Origin of the sequence: Acrocarpospora pleiomorpha, assembly GCF_009687885.1 — a bacterium.
Lineage (GTDB): Bacteria > Actinomycetota > Actinomycetes > Streptosporangiales > Streptosporangiaceae > Acrocarpospora > Acrocarpospora pleiomorpha.
This window is the reverse complement of record NZ_BLAF01000015.1, coordinates 99,809-125,383: the sequence shown is the minus strand read 5'-3', so window position 1 is coordinate 125,383 and position 25,575 is coordinate 99,809. Positions and strand designations below refer to the sequence as shown.

The following is a 25,575-nucleotide window of genomic DNA, read 5'->3' as shown; positions in this document are numbered from 1 at the left end:
CGGTTGGGGCGGGTACCGGCAGCGCGGGCACGGGTTTGACCGGGGCGGATGCCAGCAGCACAGGCACGAGTTCGGCCGGGGCGGGTGCGGGGAGCGCAGGCTCGGGTGCGGGTGAAGGGCCGGTGGGGGACGCGTGCCGGACCTGTGGGCACGCGCCGGACCGGCTGGCGCCCGGGCTGCTGATCGCCACCGGGCAGCTACTGCCGATCTCCGACGTCCACCGGCTCGCCCGCACCTCACGACTGGTCCGCATGGTCGTCGACGCCAAGGGCCGGGTTCTGGACATGGGCCGGGCCGTTCGCCTGGCCACCCCGGCGCAGCGGCAGGCCATCCTGGCCCGCTACACCACCTGCTACCGCGACGACTGCCCCATCCCCGCCGACATGTGCGAAATCGACCACGTCAAGGGCTGGGTCGACGGCGGCACCACCGACCTGGACCAGCTCGCCCCCGCCTGCGCATGGCACAACCGCGACAAAGCAGCCCACCCCGACCGCTACCGCACCCGCCGCAACCACGACGGCACCTGGACCCTCCTCCACCTCAGCAAAAGAGGCCGCTACGCCGGACGACTCCGACGCTGAACCGGACCGGAACGAGTGCGCCACCCACCCCGGGCCGAGAACCGTCCGGGCCGCTCCCCGCTTGGTCGGCTCTCAGCGCTGGCTCTCCGTGCCGACTCCGCGTGCCGCCAACGGAGCCTCGTTGTCCTGCGGGCTGCCACACCGCATGCCCTGTCCGCCATCGTGACCCCCGCCGACAACGCTGGCCGGCGTGAACACCTGACCCCCGACGCGGCGAGCGTGGACATGGCCGATCAACGCCGTGTGCGGGCACAGATCCCCCAGCCCCGGAATCGGCGCGGTCGGCGACACCCCTGACCGTGATGTTCGCGCTGGCCCAGGCAGCGCTCGTGTCCGGCGCCGTGTCCTAGGCGGCGATCCGGCACTGGATCAACAGCGCCCCACAGCCGGTCCTAGAGCGGATCAGAACCCGGCATGATCGACGGACCGGACCCCCCGCACCACACCCCTACACGAGGTGCCACACGCTCTCCCAGCTCACCCCGCACACGTGAACGCCGCCCACGCAGCCCACCGAGCCGCCCAGATCCCCGACCTCTACGACGACCCCGACGAACCGATCCTCATAACCGTCGACGGCACGACCCCGCATGGCACCGCCACCGCTGGCAAGCCCATCCAGCACCGGCTCGGCGCCCAGCTCACCTAGGACGCCATCGTGATCGCCCAGATCAAGAACAAAGATCACCATGTCCGGAATGCGACCTTCGGAGAAGACCGCTGCCGGGTTCGCACCGCCTTCGCGCCATCCATATCGACCACCATGCGCAGTTACGCGATCGGCGCGTTACGCCTCCTCGACATCACCAACATCGCGCAAGGAACCCGCTGGGCCCGCGACGACTTCCACAACCCGTTGATCGCCCTCGGTCTCACGATCTGAGAGGGCGCTTCGCCATCGTCCGAATCAAACAATAAAGTTTCCTAACAATTATTGACCGATGTCGGCGATCTGCGATTGGCTACTCCACGGTGCACCCTCGCGTACCAGGAAGGTAGGCATGAAGAAGCATCATATGGCTGTCCCTGCCGTTGCCGGTGTCGCCCTCACCGAAGCCGCCGCAGCCGCCGTGCCCATCTCCGTGTCCAACTCCGCGGCGGCCTGCGCCCGTGGTGAGCGCGCTATTGGGCGGCGCCGGTCCCGTCCGTCCCGCCGAGCGGCAGGGTTTGTCGTCGCGCTGTGTGCATTCGCCGCAGCGTGCTTCGTCGGCGTCCCGACGGCGTCGGCCGCCGGGCAGCGGCCGATCTACGCCATCGCCCACCGCGTTAACACCCTCGACGGGGTGAGTGCTGCCATCAAGCACGGCGCCAACGCCATCGAGATCGATGTGTGCGCCTGGTGGAACCCGAACGAGTGGCGGGCCTGGCACGACTGCTCCACCGCCGGGAACAACCGCCTCGGCCCTAGCATCGACAGCATCTTCGATAAGATCGTTTCCGAGGCTTGGGCCGGTCGGCGACTGTCACTGATCTGGCTCGACATCAAGGACCCTAACTACTGCGGCGAGCAGCAGAACCGTACATGCAGCGTGGCCGGCCTACGCGACAAGGCACAGAGACTTGTCGCCGCCGGCATTCAGGTCCTCTACGGCTTTTACGAATACCACGCTGGCAGCGACCCCGATGTCGGCGGGCGAGGCTGGAGGAGTCTCCAGGGTCGACTCGGCCCGCTGGAGGGAATCACCACGACCGGCTCACTGTCGTCGGTACAGAACACCTACGCCACGCACGGGTCGGGGCTGCCGAACGGCCACCGGTTGATGGACTACGGCGACTCCGACATCCGCAGCGGATTCGGCAACTGCACCGAGGCCAGCTGGTACACCTGTGCCGAACTGAAGAAGGCCGCCCAAGCTCGCGACGCCGGCGCGTTTGCCGCGACCTTCTCATGGACGATCGATTACAACGACACCTGGTACGTCGGCAAGCTCCTCGGTGAGGCCCGGGTTGACGGCATCATCGCAGGCTGGGCCAAGAACCAGGTGACGGAATACAACGACGGTTGGGAGTGCGCCCAATCCATCGCCGCCATCCGTACCTGGGTGAGCCAGCACAGCTCCACCCACCGTATGGCGACTCCCAGCGACCGACTCTTCCGGTAGCGGGACTGGAAGCTCAGCCGGGTCATCACCATTGTGGACCGCGGGCTTTCCAAGCCCAAGCGAGGCGTACCTTTGCCACCTGCAGGAAGCTTTGGCCCGAGGTACGGGTTATGTGCGCCTCGTTGCCGATAGCGCTCGAAGAGTACGTAGCGAGTATCGGAAACTGGGAGCGGGTCGTCAACATGCTCGTCCGTGACACCCAACGGATCGTCGAATACGCGAAGCTTGGTTATGCCATTGAACAGCCGTCTCCGGGCGACGTTCGAATGGCTTTCGAGCGCCTCGTCGAGGCAGAGTACAACGAACGCCTGATCTAATCTGCGCAACTTCCCGAGGAAGCGGTTATCGGCATCGTGGTCGATCTGTCCGTGGATTGTCCATGGCTATGACGCGGGTTCCATCTGATCCGGTCGGGGTGACCGGATCAGATTAGTCCAGCGCCGCCATGACGTGAGGGAATCGGGGCCGAGGATTTCCGTTGTTGGTGTCCGTGCTTAGTTCTTGGGTGGGGGTGCTTTGGGTGTGGGGCGGGTGGCGCCTTGGAAGGTGGACATGTAGTGCTTTGAGGTGAGGACGTTTACTTTGCGGACTACGTCGCCGGTTTTGGGGGCGTGGATCATCGTGCCTTTGCCGATGTACATGCCGACGTGGGTGGGGTGCGTGGGGGTGCCGCCGAAGAACATGAGGTCGCCTGGGCGGAGGTCTTTGATGGCGACGGGATGGCCCTGGCGGATCTGGGTGCCGGTGTAGTGGGCCAGGTCCGCTCCGGCTTTGGCCCAGGCGGCCATCACCAACCCTGAGCAGTCGAAACCGACTCGGGCGACTCCTCTGCCGATTCCCCGGCTGGGGCCTTTGTTGTTCCCGCCGCCCCAGGTATAGGGCGTGCCCAGCCAGCTCTTGACCGCCGCTACAGCGATCTCACCAGGCTTCTGGCTGTCCGCGGGTTTGGGCTTGGCGTCAGGCTTTGGGCTGTTCGGTCCGGGTTCGAATTCTTTGGCGGTCCCGGACTTTTCATTGGTCCCCGGATTTTCGATGGTTCCGGGCTTTCCGAGAGTTCCGGGATTCTTGCTGACCCCGGGCTTTTCATCGGTTCCCGGATTTCCGCCGGTCTTGGGCTCTTCGCTTGCCTTGGGCCATTCGCTTGGCTTGGGGCCTTCGTTTGGCTTGGGATTCCAACTTACCTTGGGATTCCGGTTGGTTATTGGTGTCTCGCTGGGCGTGGGATTCCAACCCGTTATCGGTTTTCCGCTGAGTGTGGAATCCCTCGTGGGGCGGAGTGGGGGTTGGAAGTGGTTTGGTGGCAGGGTTTCGTTGGGAGGTGGGCATGAGTGCCGGCGGGTCGGCAGGGGTGGTGGAGTGGGAGTATCTCGATCATCGGTGTGGGGTAGGACGCGGGCAATGAATTTGCTCCACAGATATTCCTGTCGTGCTACCCAGTCTTCCCAGTGTTCTTCCCAGGTGGACAGATCTTCGATGCGGTCGCGATCGTTCGTGAATACGTTTGGTGCGACCCAGGATCGATCGGGGTAAGGCCGGTCGGCGGCACAGGGGCGTCGGGGAATGTCGGCCAATACGGGTCCGGCGAAGGCGACGCCGGTGATTGCGGATGCGGCGAGCAGCGCTGGTAGCACGGGCTCCTCCTAGGCTCGAAGGGAAATCGAGCCCAATGGTGGAGCGAGCAGGGCACGGCACAATTGACCGAGCGGGATTCTGTGGATAACGCCAGAAGGAGGATTCGGTCAATTGCCCGATGATGACGAGGTGGCCAGTTCAGCGGGTCTTAATAAGATCCAGAGCGCCGGACGACTTATCCACAGGCGCGTGACGCATCATCTTGCGTATTTACGACGCCAGCCGCTGGCGCTTCGAAGTCCGCAGGCTTCCTCGTCATGACAAGAGTTGATTTGATGTGCTAACCCAACGCGGCCCTGGCGCATCCCACACCGCGAGGGCGTCCAAAGCACTACCAACGTGCGCGTCTATCCATAGGGGTGTGGCGCATCATCAGCCGCAAGCGTGCGGCGCTTATCCACAGGGTGTGATGTGTTGTTTCGGCGGGGTGGTTACATCGACTGAAGGCCGTAGACGGATTCGGCGGTGGATTTGAAGATCTCGTTGTGGGTGGTGGAGGGGAGGGATTGGGCGAGGGTGGCGACTTGGGAGTAGGTGGCGGCTAGTTCGCAGACGGGCCAGTCGGAGCCGAACATGATGCGGGAAGGGCCGAAGGAATTGAGGATGTGGTCGGTGTAGGGGGTTAGGTCCGTGGGTTTCCAGTTTGTCCAGGAGGCTTCGGTTACCAGGCCGGAGAGTTTGCAGGTGATGTGGGGGAGTTTGGCCAGGGTGGCTATTGAGTCCGACCAGGGGGTTAGTTCGCCGGTGGCGATGGGGGGTTTGGCGGCGTGGTCCAGGACGAAGCGGAGGTCGGGGAGGGTGGCGGCGACCTCGTGGGCGATCGGGAGTTGGGAGGTGAGGACGAGGAGGTCGTAGACGAGGTCGGCGGCGGCTACCGCGAGGAGGCCGCGGCGGACGTCGGGGCGGGCGAACCAGTTGGGGTCGGGTTCGTCCTGGATCTGGTGGCGGATGCCGACGAGGAGGTCGCCGCCGGGGAGGGTGCGGAGGCGGGCGATTTGGTCGGAGACGTCGGGCGCGGTGAGGTCGACCCAGCCGACGACGCCGCGGATGAGGCCGTCGGAGGCGGCGGCGAGGGCGAGGAACTCCTCGGTCTCGGAGATGTCGCTGACCGTCTGGACCAGGATGGTTCCGGTTATTCCGGCTGCCGACGTCTCTCGGCGCAAGTCGTCCAACCCGTACGGACGGCGCAACGGCGCCAGCGCTTCACCCGCCATCCATTCATATGTCCGGCGGGACGGATCCCAAAGATGGTGATGACTGTCAATCATGTTCAACCTCCGCCAAGTCATCCCAGAGAGCCTCAGGAATGGACGAAGCCGCCAAGGCCATGTTCTGCCGTACCTCATCCGCTGACCGCATGCCCATGACGACCGAGGAGATCGCCGGATGCCGAAGGGGAAACGCCAGCGCCGCCTGAGGCAGCGTGACGCCGTGTTCCTCGCAGATGTGCGCGAGGCGGCGGACCCGGTCGAGCAGTTCGGGGGACGCGGGGACGTAGTTGTAGGTCCCCTTCAGGTCGTGCGTGGCGAGTATGCCGCTGTTGAACACGCCCGCGGCCACGACCGAAACACCGCGCTCCAGGCAGAGCGGCAGCAATTCGGCCGCCGCCGACTGGTCGAGCAAGGTGTAGCGCCCGGCCAGCATGATCGTGTCCACGTCGGTTTCCCGGACGAAGTCGGCGAGCATCGGCCACTGGTTCATCCCGACTCCGACGGATTTGATCACGCCTTGCGCGCGGAGTTCGGCCAGCGCCGGGAAGGCCTCCCCGATGGCTTCCTTCCAGTGGTGATCGGGATCGTGGATGAGCGCGACGTCGATCGAATCCAGGCCGAGCCGTTCGAGCGACTCGGTCAGCGATCGCCGGACCCCGTCAGCGGAGAAATCCCACACGCGGGTGTGGGTGGCGGGAATGTCGAATCCCTGGTCATCGCGCCCGGTCCCGTCCGCAGGCACCAGCAGGCGGCCCACCTTCGTGGACAGCGTGAACTCGGAGCGCGGGCGATGCCGGAGTGCCTCGCCGATACGGCGCTCCGACAGGCCGAGGCCGTAGTGGGGCGCGGTGTCGTAGAGCCGGATCCCGGTCTCCCACGCGGCGTCCACCGCGGCGCGCGCCGTCTCGTCGGTCAGCGCGGTGAACAAGTTCCCGATCGGCGCGCAGCCCAAGCCGTACCGCGTCACGTCAAGCACCTACTCACGTCGAACCCCTATCACGATGATGGCCGGATCCCGGGGGTGCTCGAGGAGGTCATGACATCTCCCAGACCTTGCGGAGGCCGCCGTCGTCAGGGTCGAAGTCGCCGTCCAGGAGCCGGTTCATCTGGGCCTGCCACGCCTGATTGACCGTGCTGTCGCGGAGCTTCGCCTGGAGTATGGCGTAATCGTCCACCTCCACGTAGTGGAAGATCTCCCGCCCGCTCCGCCAGATCCGCCAGGAATGTACGCCGAAGGCACGCAGCTCGGCCTCAAGCTCGGGCGGAATGCTCGCGTGCTCCCGGTCGTAGATCTCCTCGCAGCCAGGCTTGAGCCGCGTACGCAACGCGATTCTCTGCATCTTTCACTCCTTCGGCCGGAGCCGGAGGCCCTGCATACCCCCGTCCACAGCCAGGGCGGTTCCCGTGGTCGCGGAGGCGAGAGGGCTGGCCAGGTAGGCGATGGCGTGGGCGACCTCGTCTGCGCTGACCAGGCGGCCCAGCGGCTGGCGGGCGTTGAGCGCGGCCCGCTCGGCGTCCGGATCGACGGCGGCGTCGAGCAGGCGGCCGACCCAGGGCGTGTCCGCTGTGCCCGGGTTGACGCAGTTGACGCGGATGCCTTCGCGGACGTGGTCGGCGGCCATCGCCAGCGTGAGCGAGAGCACCGCCCCCTTGGTGGCGCTGTAGAGCGCCCGCTGCGGCAGCCCGGCCGTGGCCGCGATCGAGCAGGTGTTGACGATCGCCGCGTGCGCCGACTCCCGCAGGTACGGCAACGCCGCCCGAGCCACCCGCACCATCCCGACAACGTTGACATCCAGGACACGCAGCCACTCGTCATCGGGATTGTCGGCGATCGTGCCGGCCGCCCCGATTCCGGCGTTGTTGACAACGATGTCCAGGCCGCCGAACTGCTCCGCGGCTGCGGCGACAGCCGTACGGACCGAAAAATCGTCGGTGACGTCGGCTTTGACCCCGAAGAACGGGTCGCCGGGCGGGTTGACGTCCAGGCAGGCGACCCGGGCGCCGCGGGCGGCGAGCAGGGTCGCGGTGGCCAGGCCGATGCCGGATCCGCCGCCGGTGACCAGCGCCTTGAGGCCGTCGAACTCACTCATGGGGACCTCCAAACCGGCCCGTCCGGATAGGAATAGGCCGCGATCGACTCCGGATGCATCGTGGCGCTGAATCCGGGCCCCGTGGGAGCCCGGTATCTGCCGTGGTCGATGACCACCGGGTCGGCGAAGTGCTCGTGCAGGTGGTCGACGTATTCGATGACCCGGTCCTGCATGGACCCGCTCACCGCGACGAAGTCGAAGAACGACAGGTGCTGCACGAGCTCGCAGAGGCCGACGCCGCCGGCGTGCGGGCAGACCGGAATGCCGAATTTAGCGGCCAGCAGCAGGATCGCGATGTTCTCGTTGACCCCGGCCACCCGGGCCGCGTCCAGCTGCAGGTAGGAGATCGCGCGCGCTTGGAGCAGCTGCTTGAAGACCACCCGGTTCTGCACGTGCTCGCCGGTGGCGACCGGAATCGGGGCGATGGCCCGCGCGATCGTGGCGTGCCCGAGCACATCGTCCGGACTTGTCGGCTCCTCCACCCACCACGGCTGGTACGGCGCGAGCGCGTCCACCCACCGCACCGCCGTCGCGGTGTCCCACCGCTGGTTGGCGTCGATGGCGATCGGGAATCCGTCGCCGCAGACCTCCCTGGCGATCCGCATGCGCCGGATGTCGTCGTCCAGATCCGCGCCGACTTTCAGCTTGATCTGCGAGAACCCGTCCTGGATGGCCTGCGAGCAGAGCCGCCGCAACTTCTCGTCGTCATACCCAAGCCAGCCGGGAGACGTCGTATATGCCGGATACCCGCGCTCCAGCGCCTGCGCGATCCGCTCCTGCCGCCCGGGTTCGGCCCGGCGCAGGATCTCCAGGGCCTCCTCCGGCGTGAGCTCGTCAGTGAGATACCGGAAGTCGACGAGATCGACGATCTCCTCGGGCGACATTTCGGACAGCAGCCGCCAGAGGGGCTTGCCCTCCCGCTTCGCCCGCAGGTCCCAGAGCGCGTTGACGACCGCGGAGATCGCCATATGCATGACGCCCTTCTCCGGACCGAGCCACCGCAACTGCGAGTCGTGCGCCATTTCCCGATATATCGCGCCAAGGTTGCTGACGTCCCGCCCCAGCACGTACGGCTCTAGCGCCCGGATCGCGGCGGTCTGGATGTCGTTGCCCCGCCCGATGGTGAAGGCGAACCCATGACCTTCGTACTCGCCATCACCGAGGATCACGTACGCGGCCGAGTAGTCCGGGTCGGGGTTCATCGCATCGGAGCCGTCGAGCTCCAGCGAGGTGGGAAACCTGATGTCGTGTGTCGCGAAGGTCTGGATGGTCAGAGTGGACGGCAGAAGTGGTGCGGGCTGGATCACGCCTGACCCACCGTCTGCCGCTGCCGCCCGAGTCCGTCGATCTCCAACTCCATGACATCGCCCTCACGCAGGTACGGATATCCGCCGAGCCCCACACCCGCCGGGGTGCCGGTGTTGATCACGTCACCGGGGTCGAGCACCATGAACCAGCTCAGATACCGCACGATCTCGACCACCTCGAAGATCATGTTCTTGGTGTCGCCGTCCTGCCGGGGCTGCCCGTTCACCCACAGCCGCAGCCCGAGCCGCTGCGGGTCGGAGATCTCGTCAGCCGTGACCAGCCAGGGCCCGAGCGGGTTGAACGTCTCGCAGGACTTGCCCTTGTCCCACTGGCCACCGCGCTCGAGCTGGAACTCGCGCTCGGAGACGTCGTTGGAGATCGCGTATCCGACAATGCAGTCCAGCGCGGCCTCGTGCGACTCCAGATATCGGGCGGTCCGGCCGATGATGACGGCCAGTTCCGCCTCCCAGTCGGTCTTCGTGCTGGCCCTGGGGATCAGAACCTCGTCAAAAGGTCCGACGACTGTGTTGCTGGCCTTCATGAAGACGACAGGCTCGGCGGGCGGCTGGGCACCGGATTCCTCGGCGTGGTCCCGATAGTTGAGGCCGATACACACGACCTTTCCCGGCCGGGCGATCGGCGCTCCGATCCGCAGACCATCCCCGTCAAGCTCAGGAAGGGCACCTTCGGCCACCGCCGTCCGAATTCGGCTGATCCCATCGGAAGCGAAGAAGGACCCGTCGAGATCCCTTCCCTCAAGGAGACCCCCCAGGTCGAGCAGGCGTCCGTCGTCCGCCAGCACGGCGGGTTTCTCCCCGCCCCTGTCACCTACTCGAAGCAGTCTCACGACGTCCCCTATACATCCGATGTTTTCATGAGAAAGACTGCCGGGCGACGGTCGGATGTGTCAATACGGTCCCAAGATAAGACATCCGATGATCTTTTGGGCGTATGCTGGCCTGCCTTGACGTTCCCCACAGCTCGTAATAGAACACGTTTCAGTAAACAGAAACCAAGCGCTGGTCCTCTTCGGCAAACTCGGGTGATTCGCATGCACATCGACCTCGTCAATCAGGATCAGTACGCCAGCGACGGCGTCCCCCACGACCAGATGCGCTGGTTACGGGAGAACGCCCCGGTCTACTGGCACGAGGGCGACCCCGTACGCGGCTGGCCCGGTTTCTGGGCCCTCACCAAACACGCCGACGTCGTGCACGTATCCCGCAACAGCAACCTGTTCTCCTCAGCCCGGCGGCTCGCGCTGTTTAACGAGACCCCGGACGAGACGCTGGAACTCCAGCGGATGATGATGCTCAACCAGGACCCGCCGGAGCACACCCGCCGCCGCTCCCTGGTCAACCGCGGTTTCACCCCGCGCGCCATCGCCAAGCTCGAGGAGCGCATCCGGGAGATCTGCCACCAGCTGCTGGACGAGGCCGAGGGCAGATCCGATGTCGACTTCGTCCGCGACATCTCGGCACCGCTGCCGCTCTACGTGATCTGCGAGCTGCTGGGCGCGCCCGTCGAGGACCGCGACAAGATCTTCGAATGGTCCAACCGGATGATCGGTTCCGAGGACCCCGACTACGCCGACAGCCCGGAAGAGGGCACCGCCGCCGCTCTCGAGGTCTACTCGTACGCCAACGAACTCGCCGCCGCGCGGCGCGATCAGCCCCAGGACGACATCGTCACCAAACTCCTCCAGCCCGACGACAGCGGCGAGACCCTGGCCGTGGACGAGTTCGACCTTTTCGTCCTCCTGCTTGTCGTGGCGGGCAACGAGACGACCCGCAACGCGGCCTCCGGCGGCATGCTCACCTTCTTCGAGCACCCGGACGAATGGCGCAAACTCCTCAAAGACCCGGCGCTGGCCCGCCCGGCCTCCGACGAGATCGTGCGCTGGGTCTCCCCCGTCAACCTCTTCCGCCGTACGGCCACCACCGACATGGAACTGCGCGGCCAGCAGATCGCCGAGAACGACAAGGTCGTCGTCTTCTACTCGGCCGCCAACCGGGACCCCGAGATCTTCGCCAACCCGGAGACGTTCGACATCACCCGGGACCCCAACCCGCAGATCGGCTTCGGGGGCGGCGGCGCGCACTTCTGCCTGGGCAACCATCTGGCCAAGATGGAACTCCGCGTGCTCTTCGAGATCCTCGCCGACCGCGCCCCGAAGATCCAGCAGTCCGGCGAAGCCACCCGCCTGCGCAGCTACTTCATCAACGGCATCAAGACCCTGCCGGTCACCCTCTAACCGGCGGGGCAGCCATCGATAATCCTGCGTCCGGGAGGTATCGCATACGGCGTCGCGCCAACGAAGAGGTACGGTCTCCCCCCTCGGGTTATGGCGCCATTGTGGACATACCAGTCATCGGGGGCCGATGGGCGGATGTCCATGGCCTTCTCCTTGAAGGTGTAGACGAACTCCGGCTCAATCGTCACACCTTGCACCAGGAGCATGTTCCGGATCTCCGAGACGGGCTTGTTGTAGTAGTCGAGGCAGTAGAAGGGCTCGCCGGCCACTTCAAGTGGCCTGACGTCGCTTTGCACCATCTGTATCCGCTCCCCGCGACGGGCTTCCCGGCCTAGCAGGATCCTCGTCTTGTACGGATACCCGACAGGAATCTTCAGGCCGATCGGACAGCCGGCCCAGCGTCCGCAGAAGCCGGGTTTCTCGACGGTCCCGATGCCGCCGTCAGAAAAGGAGAACTTCCCCTTGCGGCGCGGGTCGTCGTTGGCGACGATGACGGCGTCCACATCCTCCGGGGCGGCGGGCAGGAGAATGAGCGTGATGTCCAGGCCACGCGAGGCAAGCTCGGACCGGTACACGTCCGGATCCGCGAAGATGTCCCGCACCGTGACGATGTAGAAATTTCCCGCGGGCCTGATGTCCAGAGCCGAGGCCGGGGTCGGGCCGACGCCGAGGACGGCCGGGAAGACCCAGCCCAGCACGACCGTCCCCACGGCCAGCACGGCGACGACCGGCACGGCGAACCACCGGCGCGGCCACAGGGTCGCCAAGGACCACCGGGCCCTCGCCGGTATCGGCTCCGCGGTGATCTCCTCGAACAGCTCCCGGGCGAGCGGCGTCAGGCCAGGACCGGGATCGGGGGCGATGGCGGCGACCAACCGGTGGACGGTGCGGTCGGCGTCGTTCATCCGCTCTTACCTTTCGTGAGTGCGATCGCGCGCGGGCCATACTGGGAGAGACCGGCGGCGCGTAACTCGACAGCCAGGCGTTTCCGGGCGCGGTGCAGCCGCAGCCGGGCCGCGCCCCGTGAACAGCCGAGCACCGTCGCGATCTCCTGGGAGCCCAGCTCCTCCCAGGTGGCCAGGGAGAGCACCTCCCGATCGTCGGGATTGAGCCGTTTGAAGGCCGCGCGCACGCTGTCGAGGTCGTCCACGCCGGATTGATCTACCGCGTCACCCCAGAGGGCGAGCTGCGCGCTGAGCCGTTCGACAAGCTCGCTGCGGCGGGATTCGGCGCGCCTGCCGTTGGCCAGGACACGCCGGGCGACGCCGTACAACCACAGGCGGGCTCGCGCCCCGCCCGGAATGTCCGCCACCCGGCGCCAGGCGGTGGCGAAGGTCTCCGCCAACGCGTCGGCCGCGTCGTCCGGAGAGCTGGTACGCCGCCGGAGATAGGCAAGAATGTCCGGATAGTGCGCGGTGTAGATCTCCTCGAAGCGCTGCTTGAGGTCAGGGGAACCCACGCCGCTCCCTCTCGTTGGGGGACTCCTTCTCTCCGTACGTGTCGGAGAATCGCGCCCTGTTTCCCCCAACCGAGGAAATTTCTACGGCCAGGAACTGTCCTGGTCGGGATCACCGCCATCGGAGAGCAGGCGGAGATCGGCTTCGACCATCATCGCGACGAGTTCCTCGAAGGACACGGTCGGCTCCCACCCGAGCTGAGTGCGGGCCTTCTTGGGGTCGGCGCACAGCAGATCGACCTCGGCGGGCCGATGCAGCGACTGGTCGGCGATGACGTAGTCCTGCCAGGTGAGACCGGCCGCCGTGAAGGCCGCTTCGATGAGCTCGCGCACGGAGTGGGTCCGGCCGGTGCCGATGACATAGTCCTCGGGCCTGTCGGCGGTGAGCATCATGTGCATGGCCCGCACGTAATCGCCCGCGTAACCCCAGTCGCGGCGGGCTTCCAGATTGCCCAGCCGGAGCTCGCCGGCCAGGCCGAGCTTGATACGGGCCACCCCCAGCGAGACCTTGCGGGTCACAAATTCCGCGCCCCGGCGGGGAGATTCGTGGTTGAACAGGATGCCGGACACGGCGAACATGCCGTACGACTCGCGGTAGTTCTGGGTGAGGAAGTGGCCATATGCCTTGGCCACGCCATAGGGCGAGCGCGGGTGGAACGGAGTCCGCTCGGTCTGCGGGGTCTCTCGTACCTGCCCGAACATCTCGGAAGAGGAGGCCTGGTAGAAGCGGATGGACGAAGCTCCGCTGATGACGCGGATCGCCTCCAGCATGCGAAGCACGCCCATGCCGGTGACCTCGGCGGTCAGTTCGGCCTGTTCCCAGGACATGGGGACGAACGAGATCGCGCCCAGGTTGTAGACCTCGTCAGGCCGCACGCGTTCGACGGCGGAGATGAGCGAACCCTGGTCGAGCAGGTCACCGCGGACGACCTGGACGTCGCCGAGCCGGCGGCGCAGGCGAGAGACGCGCGGGTTGGCCTGGCCACGGACGAGACCCCAGACCTCGTATCCCTCCGACAGCAGGTATTCGGCGAGGTAGGACCCGTCCTGACCGGTAATTCCCGTGATCAGCGCACGCTTGGCCAACACGCCCTCCCTCTGCTGATGTTGTACCGAATGTACCGCCCTGCCCCTATCCGAGCGCCATCCCGGGGTAGAACGTGTTCCACCGAACCATGTTCGGCTAGGCTGCTTTCCAAGGTGACAGCACAAATGTGACAGCGAGGGACGACGAAAGAGACAAGGTCTCCTTACCTAGCACCCTCCACCGCAAATGGGAGCTAAGGTCATCTTTGTGGCGCCCCGGACCGGGGCCGGAAAGGGGTGCTCCCTTGGCGGAGAGGCTGCGCGTCGCGCTGCTGTCCTATCGCAGCAAGCCCACCTGCGGCGGCCAGGGGGTCTATCTCCGGCACATAAGCCGCGAACTCATCGCCCTGGGCCACCATGTCGAGGTCTTCTCCGGCCAGCCTTACCCGGAACTGGACGAGGGCGTCATCCTCAACAAGATCCCCAGCCTGGACCTGTACAACGACGACGACCCCTTTCGCACCCCTCCGCTGAAGGAGTTCCGGGACTGGATCGACGTCCTGGAAGTCGCCACCATGTGGACCGCCGGATTCCCCGAGCCGCTCACCTTCAGCCTCCGCGCCCACCGCGAGCTCAAGAAGCGGGTCGGCGACTTCGACGTCGTCCAGGACAACCAGACCCTCGGCTACGGCGTGCTCGGCATCCAGAAGCTCTTCCCCGTGGTCGGCACCATCCACCACCCGATCAGCGTGGACCGCCGGATCGAGCTCAAGGCCGCGAAACGATGGAAGAAGCTCTCCATGCGCCGCTGGTACGGCTTCGTCCGGATGCAGGCGCGTGTCGCCCCCCGGCTGAGCCCGATCCTCACGGTGAGCGAATCCTCCCTGGCCGACATCCACCGCGACTTCCACGTGCCGCAGGCGAACATGCGCCTGATCCCGCTCGGCGTGGACACCCGCTTCTTCCATCCGCGCCCGGACCTGCCCAAACGGCGCGGCTCGATCGTCGCCGTGGCCAGCGCGGACTCCCCGATGAAGGGGGTCGCCACGCTGCTGCGCGGCGTCGCCAAGCTGGCCACCGAGAGGGACGTGAACCTCACCGTGGTGAGCCGCCCGACGCCGGGCGGCCCGACCGAGAAGCTGGTCACCGAGCTGTCGCTGCAGGATCGGGTGCGGTTCGTGCACGGGATCTCCGACACCGAACTGGCCGAGCTGATCGCGACCTCCGAGATCTCGGTGGTGCCCTCCCTGTACGAGGGCTTCTCGTTGCCCGCCGTGGAGCACATGGCCTGCGGCACGCCGCTGGTGGCCTCCCGTACGGGCGCGCTGCCGGAAGTGGTCGGGGACGCCGCCGTACAGGTCGCGCCGGGCGATCCCGAGGAGCTGGCGGCGGTGCTGCTGCGGCTGCACGACTCGCCCGAGGAGCGGGCGGCCGTCGGCAAGCGCGGCTATGACCGGGTGATGGAACGGTACGCCTGGCCGGTCGTCGCCCAGCGCACCGTGGAGGCCTACCGCGAGGCCATCTCCGCTCGTTGACACATCAATATGGAGGATTAGCGATGGGAGGATTCGCGTGCTGACCGTCGACTTCGACAAGCTGCCGGTGGGGCCGGGAGATCGTGTCCTGGACCTGGGCGCGGGCGGCGGCAGGCACGCCTTCGAGGTGCTGCGCCGGGGGGCCGACGTGGTCGCGTTCGACCAGGACGCGGGTGAGATGGAGAGCGTGGCCGCGATGTTCGCCGCCATGGACAAGGAGGGCGAGATCCCGGCCGGCGCGCGGGCGGAGACCGTGGTCGGGGACGCGCTGGACATGCCGTTTCCGGACGCGTACTTCGATCAGGTGATCGCCTCGGAGGTGCTGGAGCACATTCCGGATGACCTGGCGGCGATGGCGGAGATCGTCCGGGTGCTGAAGCCGGGCGGTCAGGTGGCGGTGACCGTGCCGAGCTTCCTGCCGGAGCGGGTGTGCTGGGCGTTGTCGGAGGACTACCACACCGCCCCCGGGGGACATATCCGGATTTATACGTTGGCTGAGTTGCGGGCGAAGTTGAAGTCGTCCGGGCTCGAGGTCGGGGGGCATCATCACGCGCACGGGCTGCACACGCCGTACTGGTGGCTTAAGTGCGCGGTCGGGGTGAACGACGACCGGAATCCGCTGGCGAAGGCGTACCACGAGTTGCTGGTGTGGGACATCATGAAGCGGCCCGCGGTGACCCGGATCGCCGAAGCCGTGCTCAATCCGCTGATCGGTAAGAGTGTGGTGGTCTACGGCCGGAAACCGGCATGATCCCGGCCGTACCCGGCGTGATGAGCGCTGAGCAGGTGCGGCGGACGGCGGAGAGCATCGCGGCCATCCAGGACGCCGACGGCGGCATCCCGTGGCCTGAAGGCCACGTGGACGCCTGGAATCACGTGGAATGCCTGATGGCGCTCACCGTCGCGGGCCTGCGGGCCCAGGCCAGGAAGGGCTTCGACTGGCTCGTACGGCACCAGCGCCCGGACGGCTCATGGCCGATGAAACTCCGCGACGGGGTCGCCGTAGAGGCGGGCGGCGAGTCCAACCACGCCGCGTACGTAGCCGTCGGGGTCTGGCATGACCTGCTGGTAACCGGCGACGAGACGTTCGCCCGCGCGATGTGGCCGGTGGTCGCCGCCGCCCTGGACTTCGTGGTCGGCCTGCAGACCCGCCGCGGCGAAATCGTCTGGGAACGCGACATACACGGAAATCCTGCGCCATACGCGTTGCTGACCGGTTGTTCCTCGGTCTACCAGGGCCTGCGCTGCGGCGTCGCCCTGGCCGAACGCCTGAACGACCCACGCCCCGAATGGGAACTGGCCGCCGACCACCTCGGCCACGTCCTCCGCGAACACCCCGAAGCCTTCACCGACAAAAGCCGATTCTCCATGGACTGGTACTACCCCGTCCTCGGCGGCGCGGTCCGCGGCTCCCAGGCTCACCAGCGCATCGACGACGAATGGGGCGTCTTCGTGGTGCCCGGCCTGGGCATCCTCTGCGTCTCCGACCAGCCGTGGGTGACGGGCGCGGAGTCCTGCGAACTCGTGCTGGCCCTGGACGCCCTCGGCGACCGCGACCGAGCCCTGGAACTCTTCGCCGACATGCAGCACTTACGCCACGACGACGGCTCCTACTGGACCGGCTGGCAATTCGTCAACGAGAAACACTTCCCCCACGAACGTTCGGCGTATACGGCCGCGGCGGTCATCCTCGCCGCCGACGCCCTCTCGAACTCCACCGGCGGCGCCTCCATCTTCCGCAACGCGGGCCAACACGCCGCCGACCGCGCCCCCACCGGCTGCGGCTGCCAGCAGGTGGCCAGCCTCTAAGCGAGGAGATCGGGAATGCCCGCCACGCTCGGCAGCAGATGCGTGTGCCGGGCCCCGGCCAGGGTGGCGGAGTCCTGCCCGCCGGTGAGCACGCCGACGACGATTCCCACCCCAGCGTTGCTCCCGGCCTCGAGGTCCCGCGTGGTGTCCCCCGCCGTGAGAACCCGCCGCACATCGTGCACCCCGGTGGCCTCCATGGCCCGGAAGATCATGTACGGCGCCGGGCGCCCAGCCGGAACATCGTCCACACAGATGACGGCGTCGAGCACATCCTTGTCCCAGCCGACGGACGCCAGCAGCCTCTCCGTGACATCCCTGTCGAAACCCGTCGTCAACGCGACTTTGATCCCATTCGAACGAAGACTCGCGATCGCTTCGGGCACACCGGGCAGCGGACTCGGCGGACGCTCGGCGTAGAGGGCGTCGAGATGTGCCCGGAAATCCGCATAAACCGTCTCAACCTGCTCGCCGGAACCGAGCAGAGCCGCGATGGCCTCCCGCTTGTCCGCCCCCATCCAGCGTTCGATGTCCGCCGGCGCGGGATCGCCACCGGCGGCACGCACGGCCTCGGCCAGCGCGACGTAGACGGAGCCGTGCTCCTCGATGGTGGTGCCGGCGATGTCGAGGACGACGAGTTCGATCATGAGACGAGTCCTTGGGTGCGCAGCAGGGCGGGGCGGGCCGCCTGCTGGGAGTTCTCGATGGTGAAGGAGACGAGGTCGGGGCGGTAACGGTCGTCGGAGTATTCGAGGGGTTCACCGGCGGTCGTGGAGGTGTGGCGTCGCTCGCGCAGCAGGGCCGCGCCCGGCGGGATCTCCAGGAGCTCCGAATCGGTCGCGTCGGCGTTGACGGCGTCGAAGACGTGCCGCCCGCGGGCCAGGTCGACGCCCTGACCGCTGAGGAAGGCGAAGATCGAGCCCGAGTCGCAGTCGTGGTCGAAGAGCAGGCGGCCCACCGACCAGATGAACGTGGTGCGCTCGATCATGGCGGGGGTTCCGTCGAGGGAACGAAGTCTGAGCAGCTCGACGACCGGTTCGCCCTTGGCAACGCGCAGCGCTTCGGCCGCCTCGGGGGACGCGGGGCGTCTGGCGATCTCCAGGGTGCGCTGGCCCGGAGTGCGGCCCAGGTCGTGCGCCCAGCGGGAGAAGGAGAGGAATGTCTCGAAGGGCTGGGTTACCGCTTGTGAGCGAACCACCGGGGGTTTGCCCTGACCGCCGCCGATAATGCCTTCCGCGCGCAGGGCGGCGAGCGCTTGCCGTACCGGGCCTCGGGAGGCGCCCCACTGCTCGCATAGCTGGGACTCCGACGGGAGCGCCGCGCCGACCGGGAGGCGACCCGAGGCGATCTGGTGGCGGATCTCGGCGGCGATGCGCTCGTACAGGGGCCGGTCCATGTCACTTGACATTACAGGTGGCCAGGTCATGCCCGGAAGGTATCCGCGCGGGGTGACAGGCAGAGAAACATGCAGTGACATGTGCCCACGCTGTGTTGACGATGCCGCGCGCAGGGCCGCACCGTACTTGTCATGACAAGTTCTCTCGGCTCGGCCGATCTGGTGGTCGTCGGGGCGGGGATCGTGGGGCTCGCGCACGCGGTGGACGCCGTCGCGCGCGGGCTCTCGGTCGCCGTCGTGGAGCGTGACGGCCACGCGACCGGCGCCTCGGTGCGCAACTTCGGGCACGGCTGCGTCACCGCGCAGTCCGGCGAGGCCCTGGAGTACGCGCTGGACGCCAGGACCGCCTGGATCAAGCTGGCGAAGGAGGCCGGGTTCTGGCTGCGCGACACCGGAACCGTCCTCATCGCCAGGGCCGAGGACGAGCTGGCCGTGCTGGCGGAGTTCCAGGCCGAGCGCGGCGACCAGGTCGTCCTGCTGAGCCGGGACGAGGTGACCGCCCGGGTGCCCGCGGGACCCGGCGTCGCCGGCGGCGCGTGGTTCCCGCTGGACCTGCGCGTGGACGCCCGCGAGGCCGCGCACGCCCTCGCCTCCTGGCTGGCCGCCCAGGGCGTGCGCTTCCACTGGAACACGACCGTGCTCGCGTTGGAACCCGGCTTGATCGGCACCAGCCGGGGCGAAATCACCGCCGGGAAGACGGTGGTCGCGGTGGGCCACAACGTCGACCGCCACTTCCCCGGCCTGGCCGAGGACAGCGGCGTACACCGGTGCGCCCTGCACATGCTCCGCGTCGCCGACCCGCACCGGCGCGAGATCGACCCGGCCGTGCTGACCGGCTTCTCGATGCTGCGTTACGACGGCTTCGCGGCCTGCCCGAGCCTGCCCGCCGTCCAGGCCAGGCTCACGGCCGAGAGTTCACCGCTGGTCGAGATCGGGATGAACCTCATGTTCACCCAGCGGCCGGACGGCGACCTCACCATCGGGGACACCCACGCCTACGCCACCACGCTCGACCCGTTCAACGCCGACGAGCTCGACCGGCACATCCTCGCCGAGACAGCCAGGCTGCTCGGCGTCCCCCGCCTCACCGTGCGCGAACGCTGGCGCGGCGTCTACGCCGCCGCCGACCGCCCCTTCCTCAACGCCTCCCCCATGCCCGGCGTCCGCGTGGTCGCGGTCACCTCCGGCATCGGCATGACCACGGCGCTCGGCCTGGCCCCACGCGTCCTGGACGACCTTCTCGATACATAAGCCTGGTGCTGGTCGTCGGCGTCGATCAGCTGTCCGCGTTCGTACGGCGCGGGCTCACCTGACGTTCCAGCGCGCGCAGCGACCCCTCGGTCCGGACCTCGACGAAGTCCCCCGAGCTCAGCGCACGCTGGTAGACCCGGTAAGGCGCCTGCCCTCCGTCAGCCGGGTTCGGATAGATGTCATGAAATATCAGGACACCGCCGGGCAGGATGTGCGGGGACCAGCCCTCGTAGTCGCGGGTGACCGGATCGTCCGAATGGCCGCCGTCGATGAACAGCAGGGCCAGCGGCGTGTTCCAGTACCGGGACACGGTCGCGGACGGCCCGACGACGGCGATCACCTGCTCCTCCAGTCCGGCGGCGGCGATCGTCTGACGGAAGAACGGAAGGGAATCCATCTTCCCGACACGCGGATCCATCAGCGCGGGATCGTGATGAGCCCACCCAGGCTGGATCTCCTCAGACCCCCGATGGTGATCGACGGTGAACAGGACAGAACCCGCCAACCGGGCCGCCGCGCCCAGGTAGATGGCTGACTTCCCGCAGTACGTACCGATCTCACAGAGCGGACCCAGCGAGGCATAGGCACAGCCGATCTCGAACAGAGCCTGGCCTTCGGCGGACGGCATGAAACCCTTGGCGCGTTCGGCCGCGAAGCGGAGGTCCGGGGGCATTACGGTCACCGGGGAACACTACCGGACCCCTTGTCGCCAGTTCTGGAACGTGTTCTACTTTGCTGCGTGAACCAGCGTGCTCGGATCGCGATGGGCGAGGAAGAGATCGCGGCGCTGCTGCGGGACTCCCGGAAACTACAGCTCGCCACGATCAACCCGGACGGCACTCCGCACCTCGTCACCATGTTCTACGGCCTGACCGGCGGTCGGCTGACCTTCTGGACCTACCACAAAGCCCAGAAGACGAAGAACATCGAGCGCGACGCGCGCGTCACCTGCCTGATCGAGACAGGCGAGGACTACTTCGAGCTGAGAGGCGCCCTCGTCTACGGCAAGGCGGAGCTCATCGACGATCCCGAGGAGATCCTGGCCGTCGGCATGGACGTCACCCGCCGCATGACCGGCCTCACAGACGTGACCCAACTCCGGGAGTACGTCGAGCACACCGCCCGCAAACGGGTGGCATTCATCGTGGAACCAACCCGCGTAGTCTCCTGGGATCACCGCAAACTCGCTTGAGGGAGACGTCATGAAGGTAATCGTCGACTACGAGGTCTGCGAGGCGAACGCGATCTGCGCGGGCCTGGCCCCGGAGGTGTTCGACGTGGACGACGATGACAACCTGCACGTCCTGCTGCCGAACCCGCCCGCCGACGTCCTGGACCGAGTCCGGCACGCGGTGCGTTCGTGCCCCAAGGCAGCCCTCGCCCTGGACGAAGACTAATCCGGCGGCTAATCCACTCAGGAGGTTCCACATGCGCGGCGCACTGCTGCACGCGGTCGGCGACGACAAGCTCGACATCCGCGACGATCTCGCGCTGTCGCCGGTCGGCCCCGCCGACGTGCGGGTCCGGATCCGGGCCACCGGGGTCTGCCATTCCGACCTGTCGGCGATGTCGGGCGTGCTCCCGATGCCGCTGCCGCTGATCCCCGGTCACGAGGGCGCGGGCGAGGTGCTGGAGGTCGGCGACCACGTCACCACGGTCGCCCCCGGCGACCACGTCATCATCAACTGGACCCCCGCCTGCGGCACCTGCCCCAGCTGCGTGCGCGGCCAGCCGTTCCTGTGCATGACGTACGTCCTGCGGAGTTTCTCCCACGCCGGATTCCGGTTCGACGGCGACAAGCAGGCCTTCGGCATGGCCGGCTGCGGCACCTGGGCGGAGGAGATCGTGGTCCCCTGGCAGGGCGCGATCAAGGTCGACCCGGAGGTTCCGTACGAGGCGGCGGCCCTGATCGGCTGCGGCATCACCACGGGCGTCGGCGCGGTACTCAACACCGCCAAGGTCAGGCCCGGCTCCACGGTGGCCGTGGTCGGCTGCGGCGGCGTCGGCCTGTCGGTGATCCAGGGCGCCCGCCTCTCCGGCGCGACCACGATCCTGGCCATCGACCCCCTGGAGTCCAAGCACGCCCTGGCCAAGAAGGTCGGCGCCACCCACGCCTGCACCCCCGACCAGCTGATGGACACCATCGCCACCCTCACCGGCGGCCAGGGCTTCGACTACGGCTTCGAGGTCGTCGGCAAGTCCCAGGCCATCATGACCGCCTGGCAGGCCACCCGCCGCGGCGGCGACGTGATCGTGGTCGGCGCCGGCGCGATGGACGACACGGTCCCCCTGACCGCCTTCAGCCTGCTCTTCGAGGGCAAGAACCTGCTCAGCTCCCTGTACGGCGGCTCCGACGTCCGCCGCGACTTCCCGTTCTTCGCGGGCCTCTACAAAGCCGGCAAGCTCGACCTGGACAGCATGATCAGCTCCAGGATCCGCCTAACCGACCTCAACGACGCCGTAACCAACCTCAAGAGCGGCGAGGTCCTCCGCCAAATAGTCGTCATCGACTGACACCCCGGGGCTACTGGGCCCGCATGGCTCTAGAGGGACCTTGCGGGCCTGGCTGAATTATGGTCGAGGCCGCCCTGAAAGAAGATTCAACCCTCGCTAGACATCGCCCGCTTCGATGGCCTCTGCGGCCACCTGGGCGAGGAAGAGGTACGGCAAGCGATCCGCCAGCTTGCCGCTCGTGCCGACGTCGCCTCGCTGACCGAACTCGCGGTCGCGCAGCGCCGTTTCGACCCGGCGCAGCTGGTCACCGCCGACGGGCTCCGCCTGAGGATTCAGCTGCTCGACACCGGCAACGCGCACCGGGAGTGGACCCGCTGGCCCACCGAGCAGCGCGAGATCCACGTCCGGTACTCCGACGTGGGGCCCACGCGGCTGCTACAGCAACACGGATTCCCTCCGTACCTTGTCGGCTTCGCGGCGGAAGGCGACGTAGCGGCGATAGGTGTCGATCACACCGTCGAGGTAGACGCTCTCGCCGTCGAGGATGATCCCGGTTTCGGTGAGTGCCGCGGCCAGGCGGGCGGCGTCGCCGTAGAGCGCCCTCTGCTTGCCGTTCAGGGTCGTGCCTATCCAGCGGTCGATGACGCCGTGGGCGGTGCGCAGCCACGCGGTACGTTCAGGCGCGGTGCTGATCTGCTCGCGGAGTGCTCGTTCCAGCAGGTGGGAGAGCGTTTCGACGTCGTCGGCGCGGTGATCGTCGCCATAGAAGACGCTGTGCCCGGCATCTGCGGTCGCGGCCAGCATCGTGTGCAGCACCGTGTTCTCCCAGTCGCGATGCGCCACCGCGCCGCAGGAAGCGGCCAACACGTACGGCAGAACGGTCAAAGTGGTGTCCGAGGCACCGTTGGCCACGGCGTTGGCCGTGGGTAGGAGGCTCAGCGCGTCATCGACCCGACCTGCCAGCAGCAACGCTTGGGCGCGGAAGTTGGCCAGATGGTGATGGGCCAGCCCGGGAGCACCTGCGGCCAGACGGTCGGCCGCTTCCCCTGCCACTTGCCCGCCCGAGCCGGAGTGCTGCGCTTCGGCGGCCCGGTGGAGGGCGACCAGGCGCCGCGTGGAGGTGGCCAGCGTGAAGGCCTGGATGCGGAATTCAACGGCTTCCTTCCCGTAGGCGAGGTCGGCCGCTGTTTCGGCGAGCGGCGCCCACTGGTAGGCGGTCCACCCGCTGCGGTCCCCGCCGGACAGCAGACCGAGCCCTTCACGACAGATGTCCAACGCTGCCTCCTCATCACCGTGATCACGCAAGGCGTCGACGAGGTCGAGATAGGCATGGGGCTGCCCGAGTCCCGGCTTCCGGGCGGCCTCGATCAGCGCGCTCACGTTTCCGGTTGCCGCTGCGACCTCGCGCAGGAGACGGCCACGCAGCGGATCGTGACCGCCGGATCGCTCGACCAACTCCTGGCTCCAGCGTGGATAGAAGACCTCGAGATTCGCCGGTTCCGTCGGCAGTGTTTCTCGTACGGCCAGCAAGGAGCTCGGCCGCGCTCCGTGCGGCAAGAGCTCCAGCCAGGTCTCCGCCATGACCTCCGCAGCCTCGCCAGGGTCGGCGGCAAGCTCGTAAATCGAGCGCAGCCAGCGGGCGCCGGCCTCCACCAGATCTGTCGTCAGCGACTCGGCGGGTGAGAATTCGTAGCTGAACACCGGTTCGTCACCGTCGAGGGCCAGCGCGCCGAACAGTAGCCGGTGAGCTGCGGCGGACAGGTCGTGCCGACTGTCGAGGAACGCGGTCGCCGCCCCGGTGAACAGAGTGTCCATTCGTGGGACCCAGGACTCGTCGCCGAATGCTCGTTCGTGGCGCAGTTCGGGATCCCAGCCCCAGCCGTCGTAGTACTTCCCAGACTCCACGGCGGCGATGAAGGACTCGATCTCGGCGATCAGGTCTGGATCTCGCTGCTGGACGGGCGGGGCCGATGCGCACAAGCCGCGTAGATGGCCCAGGAACTCCGTCCGCGCGCTCGCTGGCAGGCCGCTCGCGTATCCGGTGAACACCGATCGAAGCTTCTTCTCGTCCAGCGGAGAGAGCAGGGAATCCAGCTCGGCCAGGAACCGCTTCAGCGACAGTGCATCGGGCATGAGCGGGACCATACCGGAGCATAGGAGGTGATCTTGGCGCGACGATGCACCGTGGAGCACCCAGACTGGGCTGCAGCGGAGCGTCTGAACATCCCCTGACGAGGCGAACATCCGGTTGGGCCTGGTCGGTACGGCCTGCGTCCCTGACCTGAGGCGCAGGCCGTACCCGTCTATAGGATCACAAAATTGCTCACTCCGACGAGAAGGCGGCGTCGAAGGACGCCGTCGGCGGGGTGATCCGGTTGAGCCGGGTGATGTAGCCGAGGGCCTCGGGCGCGCCCTCCAACCGGTCCATGCCCGCGTCCTCCCACTCGATCGAGATCGGGCCGTCGTAGCCGATCGCGTTGAGCGCGCGGAAGCAGTCCTCCCACGGCACGTCGCCGTGGCCGGTCGAGACGAAGTCCCAGCCGCGGCGCAGGTCCGCCCAGGGCAGGTGCGAGGCGAGCCGGCCGCGGCGGCCGTCGGGGGTGCGGACCTTGGCGTCCTTGCAGTCGACGTGGTAGATCCGGTCGGCGAAGTCGAGGATGAAGTTCGCCGGGTCCAGGCCCTGCCAGACCATGTGCGAGGGGTCCCAGTTGAGGCCGAACGACGCGCGGTGGCCGATGGCCTCCAGCGTCTTCACGGTCGTGTAGTAGTCGTAGGCGATCTCGCTGGGGTGCACCTCGTGCGCGAACCGCACGCCTTCTGCTTCGAAGACGTCCAGGATCGGGTTGAACCGGTCGGCGAAGTCCTGGTAGCCCGCCTCGATCATCGCCGCCGAGGCCGGCGGGAACATCGCGAGGGTGTGCCAGATCGACGAGCCGGTGAAGCCGACCACGGTGGAGACGCCCAGCTTGGCCGCCGCGCGGGCGGTGTTCTTGAGCTCCTCGGCGGCGTTGCGGCGCACCGTCTCGGCGTCGTCGGACCACAGCCGCCCGGGCAGGATGCCCTTGTGCCGCTCGTCGATCGGGCTGTCGCAGACGGCCTGGCCGACGAGGTGGTTGGAGATGGTCCAGACCTTGAGGTTGTGCTTGTCCAGGGTCTCCAGCTTGCGGGTGACGTAGTCGGGCTCGGCGAGCGCCCGGTCGACCTCGAAGTGGTCGCCCCAGCAGGCGATCTCCAGGCCGTCGTACCCCCACTCGGCGGCCAGCCGGCACACCTCGTCGAAGGGCAGGTCGGCCCACTGGCCCGTGAACAGAGTGATCGGTCGCGTCATCCCACGTCTCCTTCGCTGTAAAGGTTCAAGCCTGCCGCCCGGTCAGGTCGGGTGGCACCCGCCCGGTTCCGCGCTTCGGCGCAGCGTGGAATCGGGCGCCCTGACCAGGACGCGTTCCGGGCGGCAGGCAAGCGGTCCCCCG

Annotated in this window: 29 protein-coding genes; 13 read left to right on the top strand and 16 right to left on the bottom strand. The window is 67.4% G+C overall.

What is annotated here, in order from left to right; genetic code table 11:
* The 5 genes from Aple_RS15465 to Aple_RS15445 form a co-directional block, all read left to right on the top strand.
* A partial coding sequence (locus Aple_RS15465; protein WP_218038338.1) for an HNH endonuclease signature motif containing protein occupies positions 1 to 584 on the top strand: 584 nt, incomplete at its 5' end.
* Between the two features lie 490 nt (positions 585 to 1,074).
* Entirely contained in the window at positions 1,075 to 1,233 is a 159-nt protein-coding gene (locus tag Aple_RS15460; RefSeq protein WP_155345277.1) for a hypothetical protein, read from the top strand.
* Between the two features lie 9 nt (positions 1,234 to 1,242).
* Positions 1,243 to 1,467, top strand: coding sequence for a hypothetical protein (locus Aple_RS15455; RefSeq protein ID WP_155345276.1), 225 nt, complete (start codon positions 1,243 to 1,245; stop codon positions 1,465 to 1,467).
* A gap of 118 nt (positions 1,468 to 1,585) precedes the next feature.
* Entirely contained in the window at positions 1,586 to 2,686 is a 1,101-nt protein-coding gene (locus tag Aple_RS15450) for a PI-PLC domain-containing protein (RefSeq protein ID WP_218038337.1), read from the top strand.
* 110 nt (positions 2,687 to 2,796) lie between these two features.
* Entirely contained in the window at positions 2,797 to 3,003 is a 207-nt protein-coding gene (locus Aple_RS15445; protein WP_155345275.1) for a hypothetical protein, read from the top strand.
* Positions 3,004 to 3,180: 177 nt separating this feature from the next.
* On the opposite strand, the gene Aple_RS15440 is transcribed toward Aple_RS15445, so the two are convergent.
* From Aple_RS15440 to Aple_RS15410, 7 genes are all read right to left on the bottom strand, one after another.
* Complete coding sequence (locus Aple_RS15440; protein WP_155345274.1) at positions 3,181 to 4,317, bottom strand: C40 family peptidase; 1,137 nt, start codon at positions 4,315 to 4,317, stop codon at positions 3,181 to 3,183.
* A 432-nt stretch (positions 4,318 to 4,749) separates the two neighbouring features.
* Positions 4,750 to 5,586 carry an amidohydrolase family protein gene (locus Aple_RS15435; RefSeq protein ID WP_155345273.1) on the bottom strand — a complete coding sequence of 279 codons (837 nt, stop codon included), beginning with the start codon at positions 5,584 to 5,586 and terminating at the stop codon, positions 4,750 to 4,752.
* Entirely contained in the window at positions 5,579 to 6,496 is a 918-nt protein-coding gene (locus Aple_RS15430) for an aldo/keto reductase (RefSeq protein WP_246264489.1), read from the bottom strand. Before Aple_RS15430 ends, Aple_RS15435 begins: the two co-directional genes overlap by 8 nt.
* A 67-nt stretch (positions 6,497 to 6,563) precedes the next feature.
* Positions 6,564 to 6,869: an L-rhamnose mutarotase gene (locus Aple_RS15425; RefSeq protein ID WP_155345271.1), complete on the bottom strand. Its 306-nt coding sequence runs from the start codon at positions 6,867 to 6,869 to the stop codon at positions 6,564 to 6,566.
* Between the two features lie 3 nt (positions 6,870 to 6,872).
* Entirely contained in the window at positions 6,873 to 7,619 is a 747-nt protein-coding gene (locus tag Aple_RS15420; RefSeq protein ID WP_155345270.1) for an SDR family NAD(P)-dependent oxidoreductase, read from the bottom strand.
* Positions 7,616 to 8,926, bottom strand: a complete 1,311-nt coding sequence (locus Aple_RS15415) for an L-fuconate dehydratase (RefSeq protein ID WP_246264487.1) — start codon at positions 8,924 to 8,926, stop codon at positions 7,616 to 7,618. Before Aple_RS15415 ends, Aple_RS15420 begins: the two co-directional genes overlap by 4 nt.
* Entirely contained in the window at positions 8,923 to 9,774 is an 852-nt protein-coding gene (locus Aple_RS15410; protein ID WP_155345269.1) for a fumarylacetoacetate hydrolase family protein, read from the bottom strand. The genes Aple_RS15415 and Aple_RS15410 overlap by 4 nt, the downstream gene beginning before the upstream one ends.
* A gap of 204 nt (positions 9,775 to 9,978) precedes the next feature.
* On the opposite strand from Aple_RS15410, the gene Aple_RS15405 reads away from it, so the two are divergent.
* Positions 9,979 to 11,181: a cytochrome P450 gene (locus tag Aple_RS15405; RefSeq protein WP_155345268.1), complete on the top strand. Its 1,203-nt coding sequence runs from the start codon at positions 9,979 to 9,981 to the stop codon at positions 11,179 to 11,181.
* On the opposite strand, the gene Aple_RS15400 is transcribed toward Aple_RS15405, so the two are convergent.
* The 3 genes from Aple_RS15400 to gmd all read right to left on the bottom strand — a co-directional run bounded on the left by Aple_RS15400 (position 11,178) and on the right by gmd (position 13,726).
* Positions 11,178 to 12,086: a hypothetical protein gene (locus Aple_RS15400; RefSeq protein ID WP_155345267.1), complete on the bottom strand. Its 909-nt coding sequence runs from the start codon at positions 12,084 to 12,086 to the stop codon at positions 11,178 to 11,180. The two genes, Aple_RS15405 and Aple_RS15400, sit on opposite strands and share 4 nt — an antisense overlap.
* Complete coding sequence (locus tag Aple_RS15395) at positions 12,083 to 12,640, bottom strand: RNA polymerase sigma factor (RefSeq protein ID WP_155345266.1); 558 nt, start codon at positions 12,638 to 12,640, stop codon at positions 12,083 to 12,085. The genes Aple_RS15400 and Aple_RS15395 overlap by 4 nt, the downstream gene beginning before the upstream one ends.
* Before the next feature lie 81 nt (positions 12,641 to 12,721).
* On the bottom strand, positions 12,722 to 13,726 hold the full coding sequence (gene gmd / locus Aple_RS15390) for a GDP-mannose 4,6-dehydratase (RefSeq protein WP_425544264.1): 1,005 nt from the start codon (positions 13,724 to 13,726) through the stop codon (positions 12,722 to 12,724).
* A 242-nt stretch (positions 13,727 to 13,968) separates the two neighbouring features.
* On the opposite strand from gmd, the gene Aple_RS15385 reads away from it, so the two are divergent.
* Genes Aple_RS15385 through Aple_RS15375 form a run of 3 tightly spaced genes read left to right on the top strand, consistent with a single transcriptional unit; the run spans position 13,969 to position 17,007 of the window.
* A complete protein-coding gene (locus Aple_RS15385) occupies positions 13,969 to 15,198 on the top strand; it encodes a glycosyltransferase family 4 protein (protein ID WP_155345265.1) in 1,230 nt (409 codons plus the stop codon).
* A 37-nt stretch (positions 15,199 to 15,235) separates the two neighbouring features.
* Positions 15,236 to 15,949 carry a class I SAM-dependent methyltransferase gene (locus Aple_RS15380; RefSeq protein ID WP_155345264.1) on the top strand — a complete coding sequence of 238 codons (714 nt, stop codon included), beginning with the start codon at positions 15,236 to 15,238 and terminating at the stop codon, positions 15,947 to 15,949.
* Positions 15,946 to 17,007, top strand: coding sequence for a prenyltransferase (locus Aple_RS15375; protein WP_155345263.1), 1,062 nt, complete (start codon positions 15,946 to 15,948; stop codon positions 17,005 to 17,007). Before Aple_RS15380 ends, Aple_RS15375 begins: the two co-directional genes overlap by 4 nt.
* Here Aple_RS15375 and Aple_RS15370 read toward each other — a convergent pair.
* Positions 17,004 to 17,651, bottom strand: a complete 648-nt coding sequence (locus Aple_RS15370) for a phosphonatase-like hydrolase (RefSeq protein WP_155345262.1) — start codon at positions 17,649 to 17,651, stop codon at positions 17,004 to 17,006. The two genes, Aple_RS15375 and Aple_RS15370, sit on opposite strands and share 4 nt — an antisense overlap.
* Positions 17,648 to 18,400, bottom strand: a complete 753-nt coding sequence (locus Aple_RS15365) for a GntR family transcriptional regulator (RefSeq protein WP_155345261.1) — start codon at positions 18,398 to 18,400, stop codon at positions 17,648 to 17,650. The genes Aple_RS15370 and Aple_RS15365 overlap by 4 nt, the downstream gene beginning before the upstream one ends.
* A gap of 132 nt (positions 18,401 to 18,532) precedes the next feature.
* On the opposite strand from Aple_RS15365, the gene Aple_RS15360 reads away from it, so the two are divergent.
* On the top strand, positions 18,533 to 19,651 hold the full coding sequence (locus Aple_RS15360) for a TIGR03364 family FAD-dependent oxidoreductase (protein WP_155345260.1): 1,119 nt from the start codon (positions 18,533 to 18,535) through the stop codon (positions 19,649 to 19,651).
* Positions 19,652 to 19,676: 25 nt separating this feature from the next.
* On the opposite strand, the gene Aple_RS15355 is transcribed toward Aple_RS15360, so the two are convergent.
* The gene (locus Aple_RS15355; RefSeq protein ID WP_155345338.1) at positions 19,677 to 20,324 is read right to left on the bottom strand and encodes a class I SAM-dependent methyltransferase; all 648 of its coding nucleotides are present in this window, start codon (positions 20,322 to 20,324) and stop codon (positions 19,677 to 19,679) included.
* A 66-nt stretch (positions 20,325 to 20,390) separates the two neighbouring features.
* Between Aple_RS15355 and Aple_RS15350 the strand changes: the two genes are divergently transcribed.
* Genes Aple_RS15350 through Aple_RS15340 form a run of 3 tightly spaced genes read left to right on the top strand, consistent with a single transcriptional unit; the run spans position 20,391 to position 22,165 of the window.
* Positions 20,391 to 20,843 (top strand): pyridoxamine 5'-phosphate oxidase family protein, encoded by a 453-nt coding sequence (locus Aple_RS15350; RefSeq protein WP_155345259.1) that lies wholly within the window; start codon positions 20,391 to 20,393, stop codon positions 20,841 to 20,843.
* Positions 20,844 to 20,853: 10 nt separating this feature from the next.
* Entirely contained in the window at positions 20,854 to 21,048 is a 195-nt protein-coding gene (locus Aple_RS15345; RefSeq protein WP_155345258.1) for a ferredoxin, read from the top strand.
* A gap of 31 nt (positions 21,049 to 21,079) precedes the next feature.
* Entirely contained in the window at positions 21,080 to 22,165 is a 1,086-nt protein-coding gene (locus Aple_RS15340; protein WP_155345257.1) for a Zn-dependent alcohol dehydrogenase, read from the top strand.
* A 96-nt stretch (positions 22,166 to 22,261) separates the two neighbouring features.
* Here Aple_RS15340 and Aple_RS15335 read toward each other — a convergent pair whose 3' ends face one another.
* From Aple_RS15335 to Aple_RS15325, 3 genes are all read right to left on the bottom strand, one after another.
* Entirely contained in the window at positions 22,262 to 22,507 is a 246-nt protein-coding gene (locus tag Aple_RS15335; protein WP_155345256.1) for a hypothetical protein, read from the bottom strand.
* Between the two features lie 33 nt (positions 22,508 to 22,540).
* Complete coding sequence (locus tag Aple_RS15330) at positions 22,541 to 24,238, bottom strand: hypothetical protein (RefSeq protein WP_155345255.1); 1,698 nt, start codon at positions 24,236 to 24,238, stop codon at positions 22,541 to 22,543.
* Positions 24,239 to 24,428: 190 nt separating this feature from the next.
* On the bottom strand, positions 24,429 to 25,433 hold the full coding sequence (locus Aple_RS15325) for a sugar phosphate isomerase/epimerase family protein (protein WP_155345254.1): 1,005 nt from the start codon (positions 25,431 to 25,433) through the stop codon (positions 24,429 to 24,431).
* Positions 25,434 to 25,575: the final 142 nt, after the last annotated feature.

Bases quoted from the DNA above. Each gene is read 5' to 3' on its own strand.
- Aple_RS15450 (WP_218038337.1), top strand. From the start codon at position 1,586: ATGAAGAAGCATCATATGGCTGTCCCTGCCGTTGCCGGTGTCGCCCTC.
- Aple_RS15445 (WP_155345275.1), top strand. From the start codon at position 2,797: ATGTGCGCCTCGTTGCCGATAGCGCTCGAAGAGTACGTAGCGAGTATC.
- Aple_RS15435 (WP_155345273.1), bottom strand. From the start codon at position 5,586: ATGATTGACAGTCATCACCATCTTTGGGATCCGTCCCGCCGGACATAT.
- Aple_RS15425 (WP_155345271.1), bottom strand. From the start codon at position 6,869: ATGCAGAGAATCGCGTTGCGTACGCGGCTCAAGCCTGGCTGCGAGGAG.
- Aple_RS15420 (WP_155345270.1), bottom strand. From the start codon at position 7,619: ATGAGTGAGTTCGACGGCCTCAAGGCGCTGGTCACCGGCGGCGGATCC.
- Aple_RS15405 (WP_155345268.1), top strand. From the start codon at position 9,979: ATGCACATCGACCTCGTCAATCAGGATCAGTACGCCAGCGACGGCGTC.
- Aple_RS15400 (WP_155345267.1), bottom strand. From the start codon at position 12,086: ATGAACGACGCCGACCGCACCGTCCACCGGTTGGTCGCCGCCATCGCC.
- Aple_RS15375 (WP_155345263.1), top strand. From the start codon at position 15,946: ATGATCCCGGCCGTACCCGGCGTGATGAGCGCTGAGCAGGTGCGGCGG.
- Aple_RS15370 (WP_155345262.1), bottom strand. From the start codon at position 17,651: ATGATCGAACTCGTCGTCCTCGACATCGCCGGCACCACCATCGAGGAG.
- Aple_RS15365 (WP_155345261.1), bottom strand. From the start codon at position 18,400: ATGGACCGGCCCCTGTACGAGCGCATCGCCGCCGAGATCCGCCACCAG.
- Aple_RS15360 (WP_155345260.1), top strand. From the start codon at position 18,533: ATGACAAGTTCTCTCGGCTCGGCCGATCTGGTGGTCGTCGGGGCGGGG.
- Aple_RS15355 (WP_155345338.1), bottom strand. From the start codon at position 20,324: ATGCCCCCGGACCTCCGCTTCGCGGCCGAACGCGCCAAGGGTTTCATG.
- Aple_RS15345 (WP_155345258.1), top strand. From the start codon at position 20,854: ATGAAGGTAATCGTCGACTACGAGGTCTGCGAGGCGAACGCGATCTGC.
- Aple_RS15340 (WP_155345257.1), top strand. From the start codon at position 21,080: ATGCGCGGCGCACTGCTGCACGCGGTCGGCGACGACAAGCTCGACATC.
- Aple_RS15330 (WP_155345255.1), bottom strand. From the start codon at position 24,238: ATGCCCGATGCACTGTCGCTGAAGCGGTTCCTGGCCGAGCTGGATTCC.
- Aple_RS15325 (WP_155345254.1), bottom strand. From the start codon at position 25,433: ATGACGCGACCGATCACTCTGTTCACGGGCCAGTGGGCCGACCTGCCC.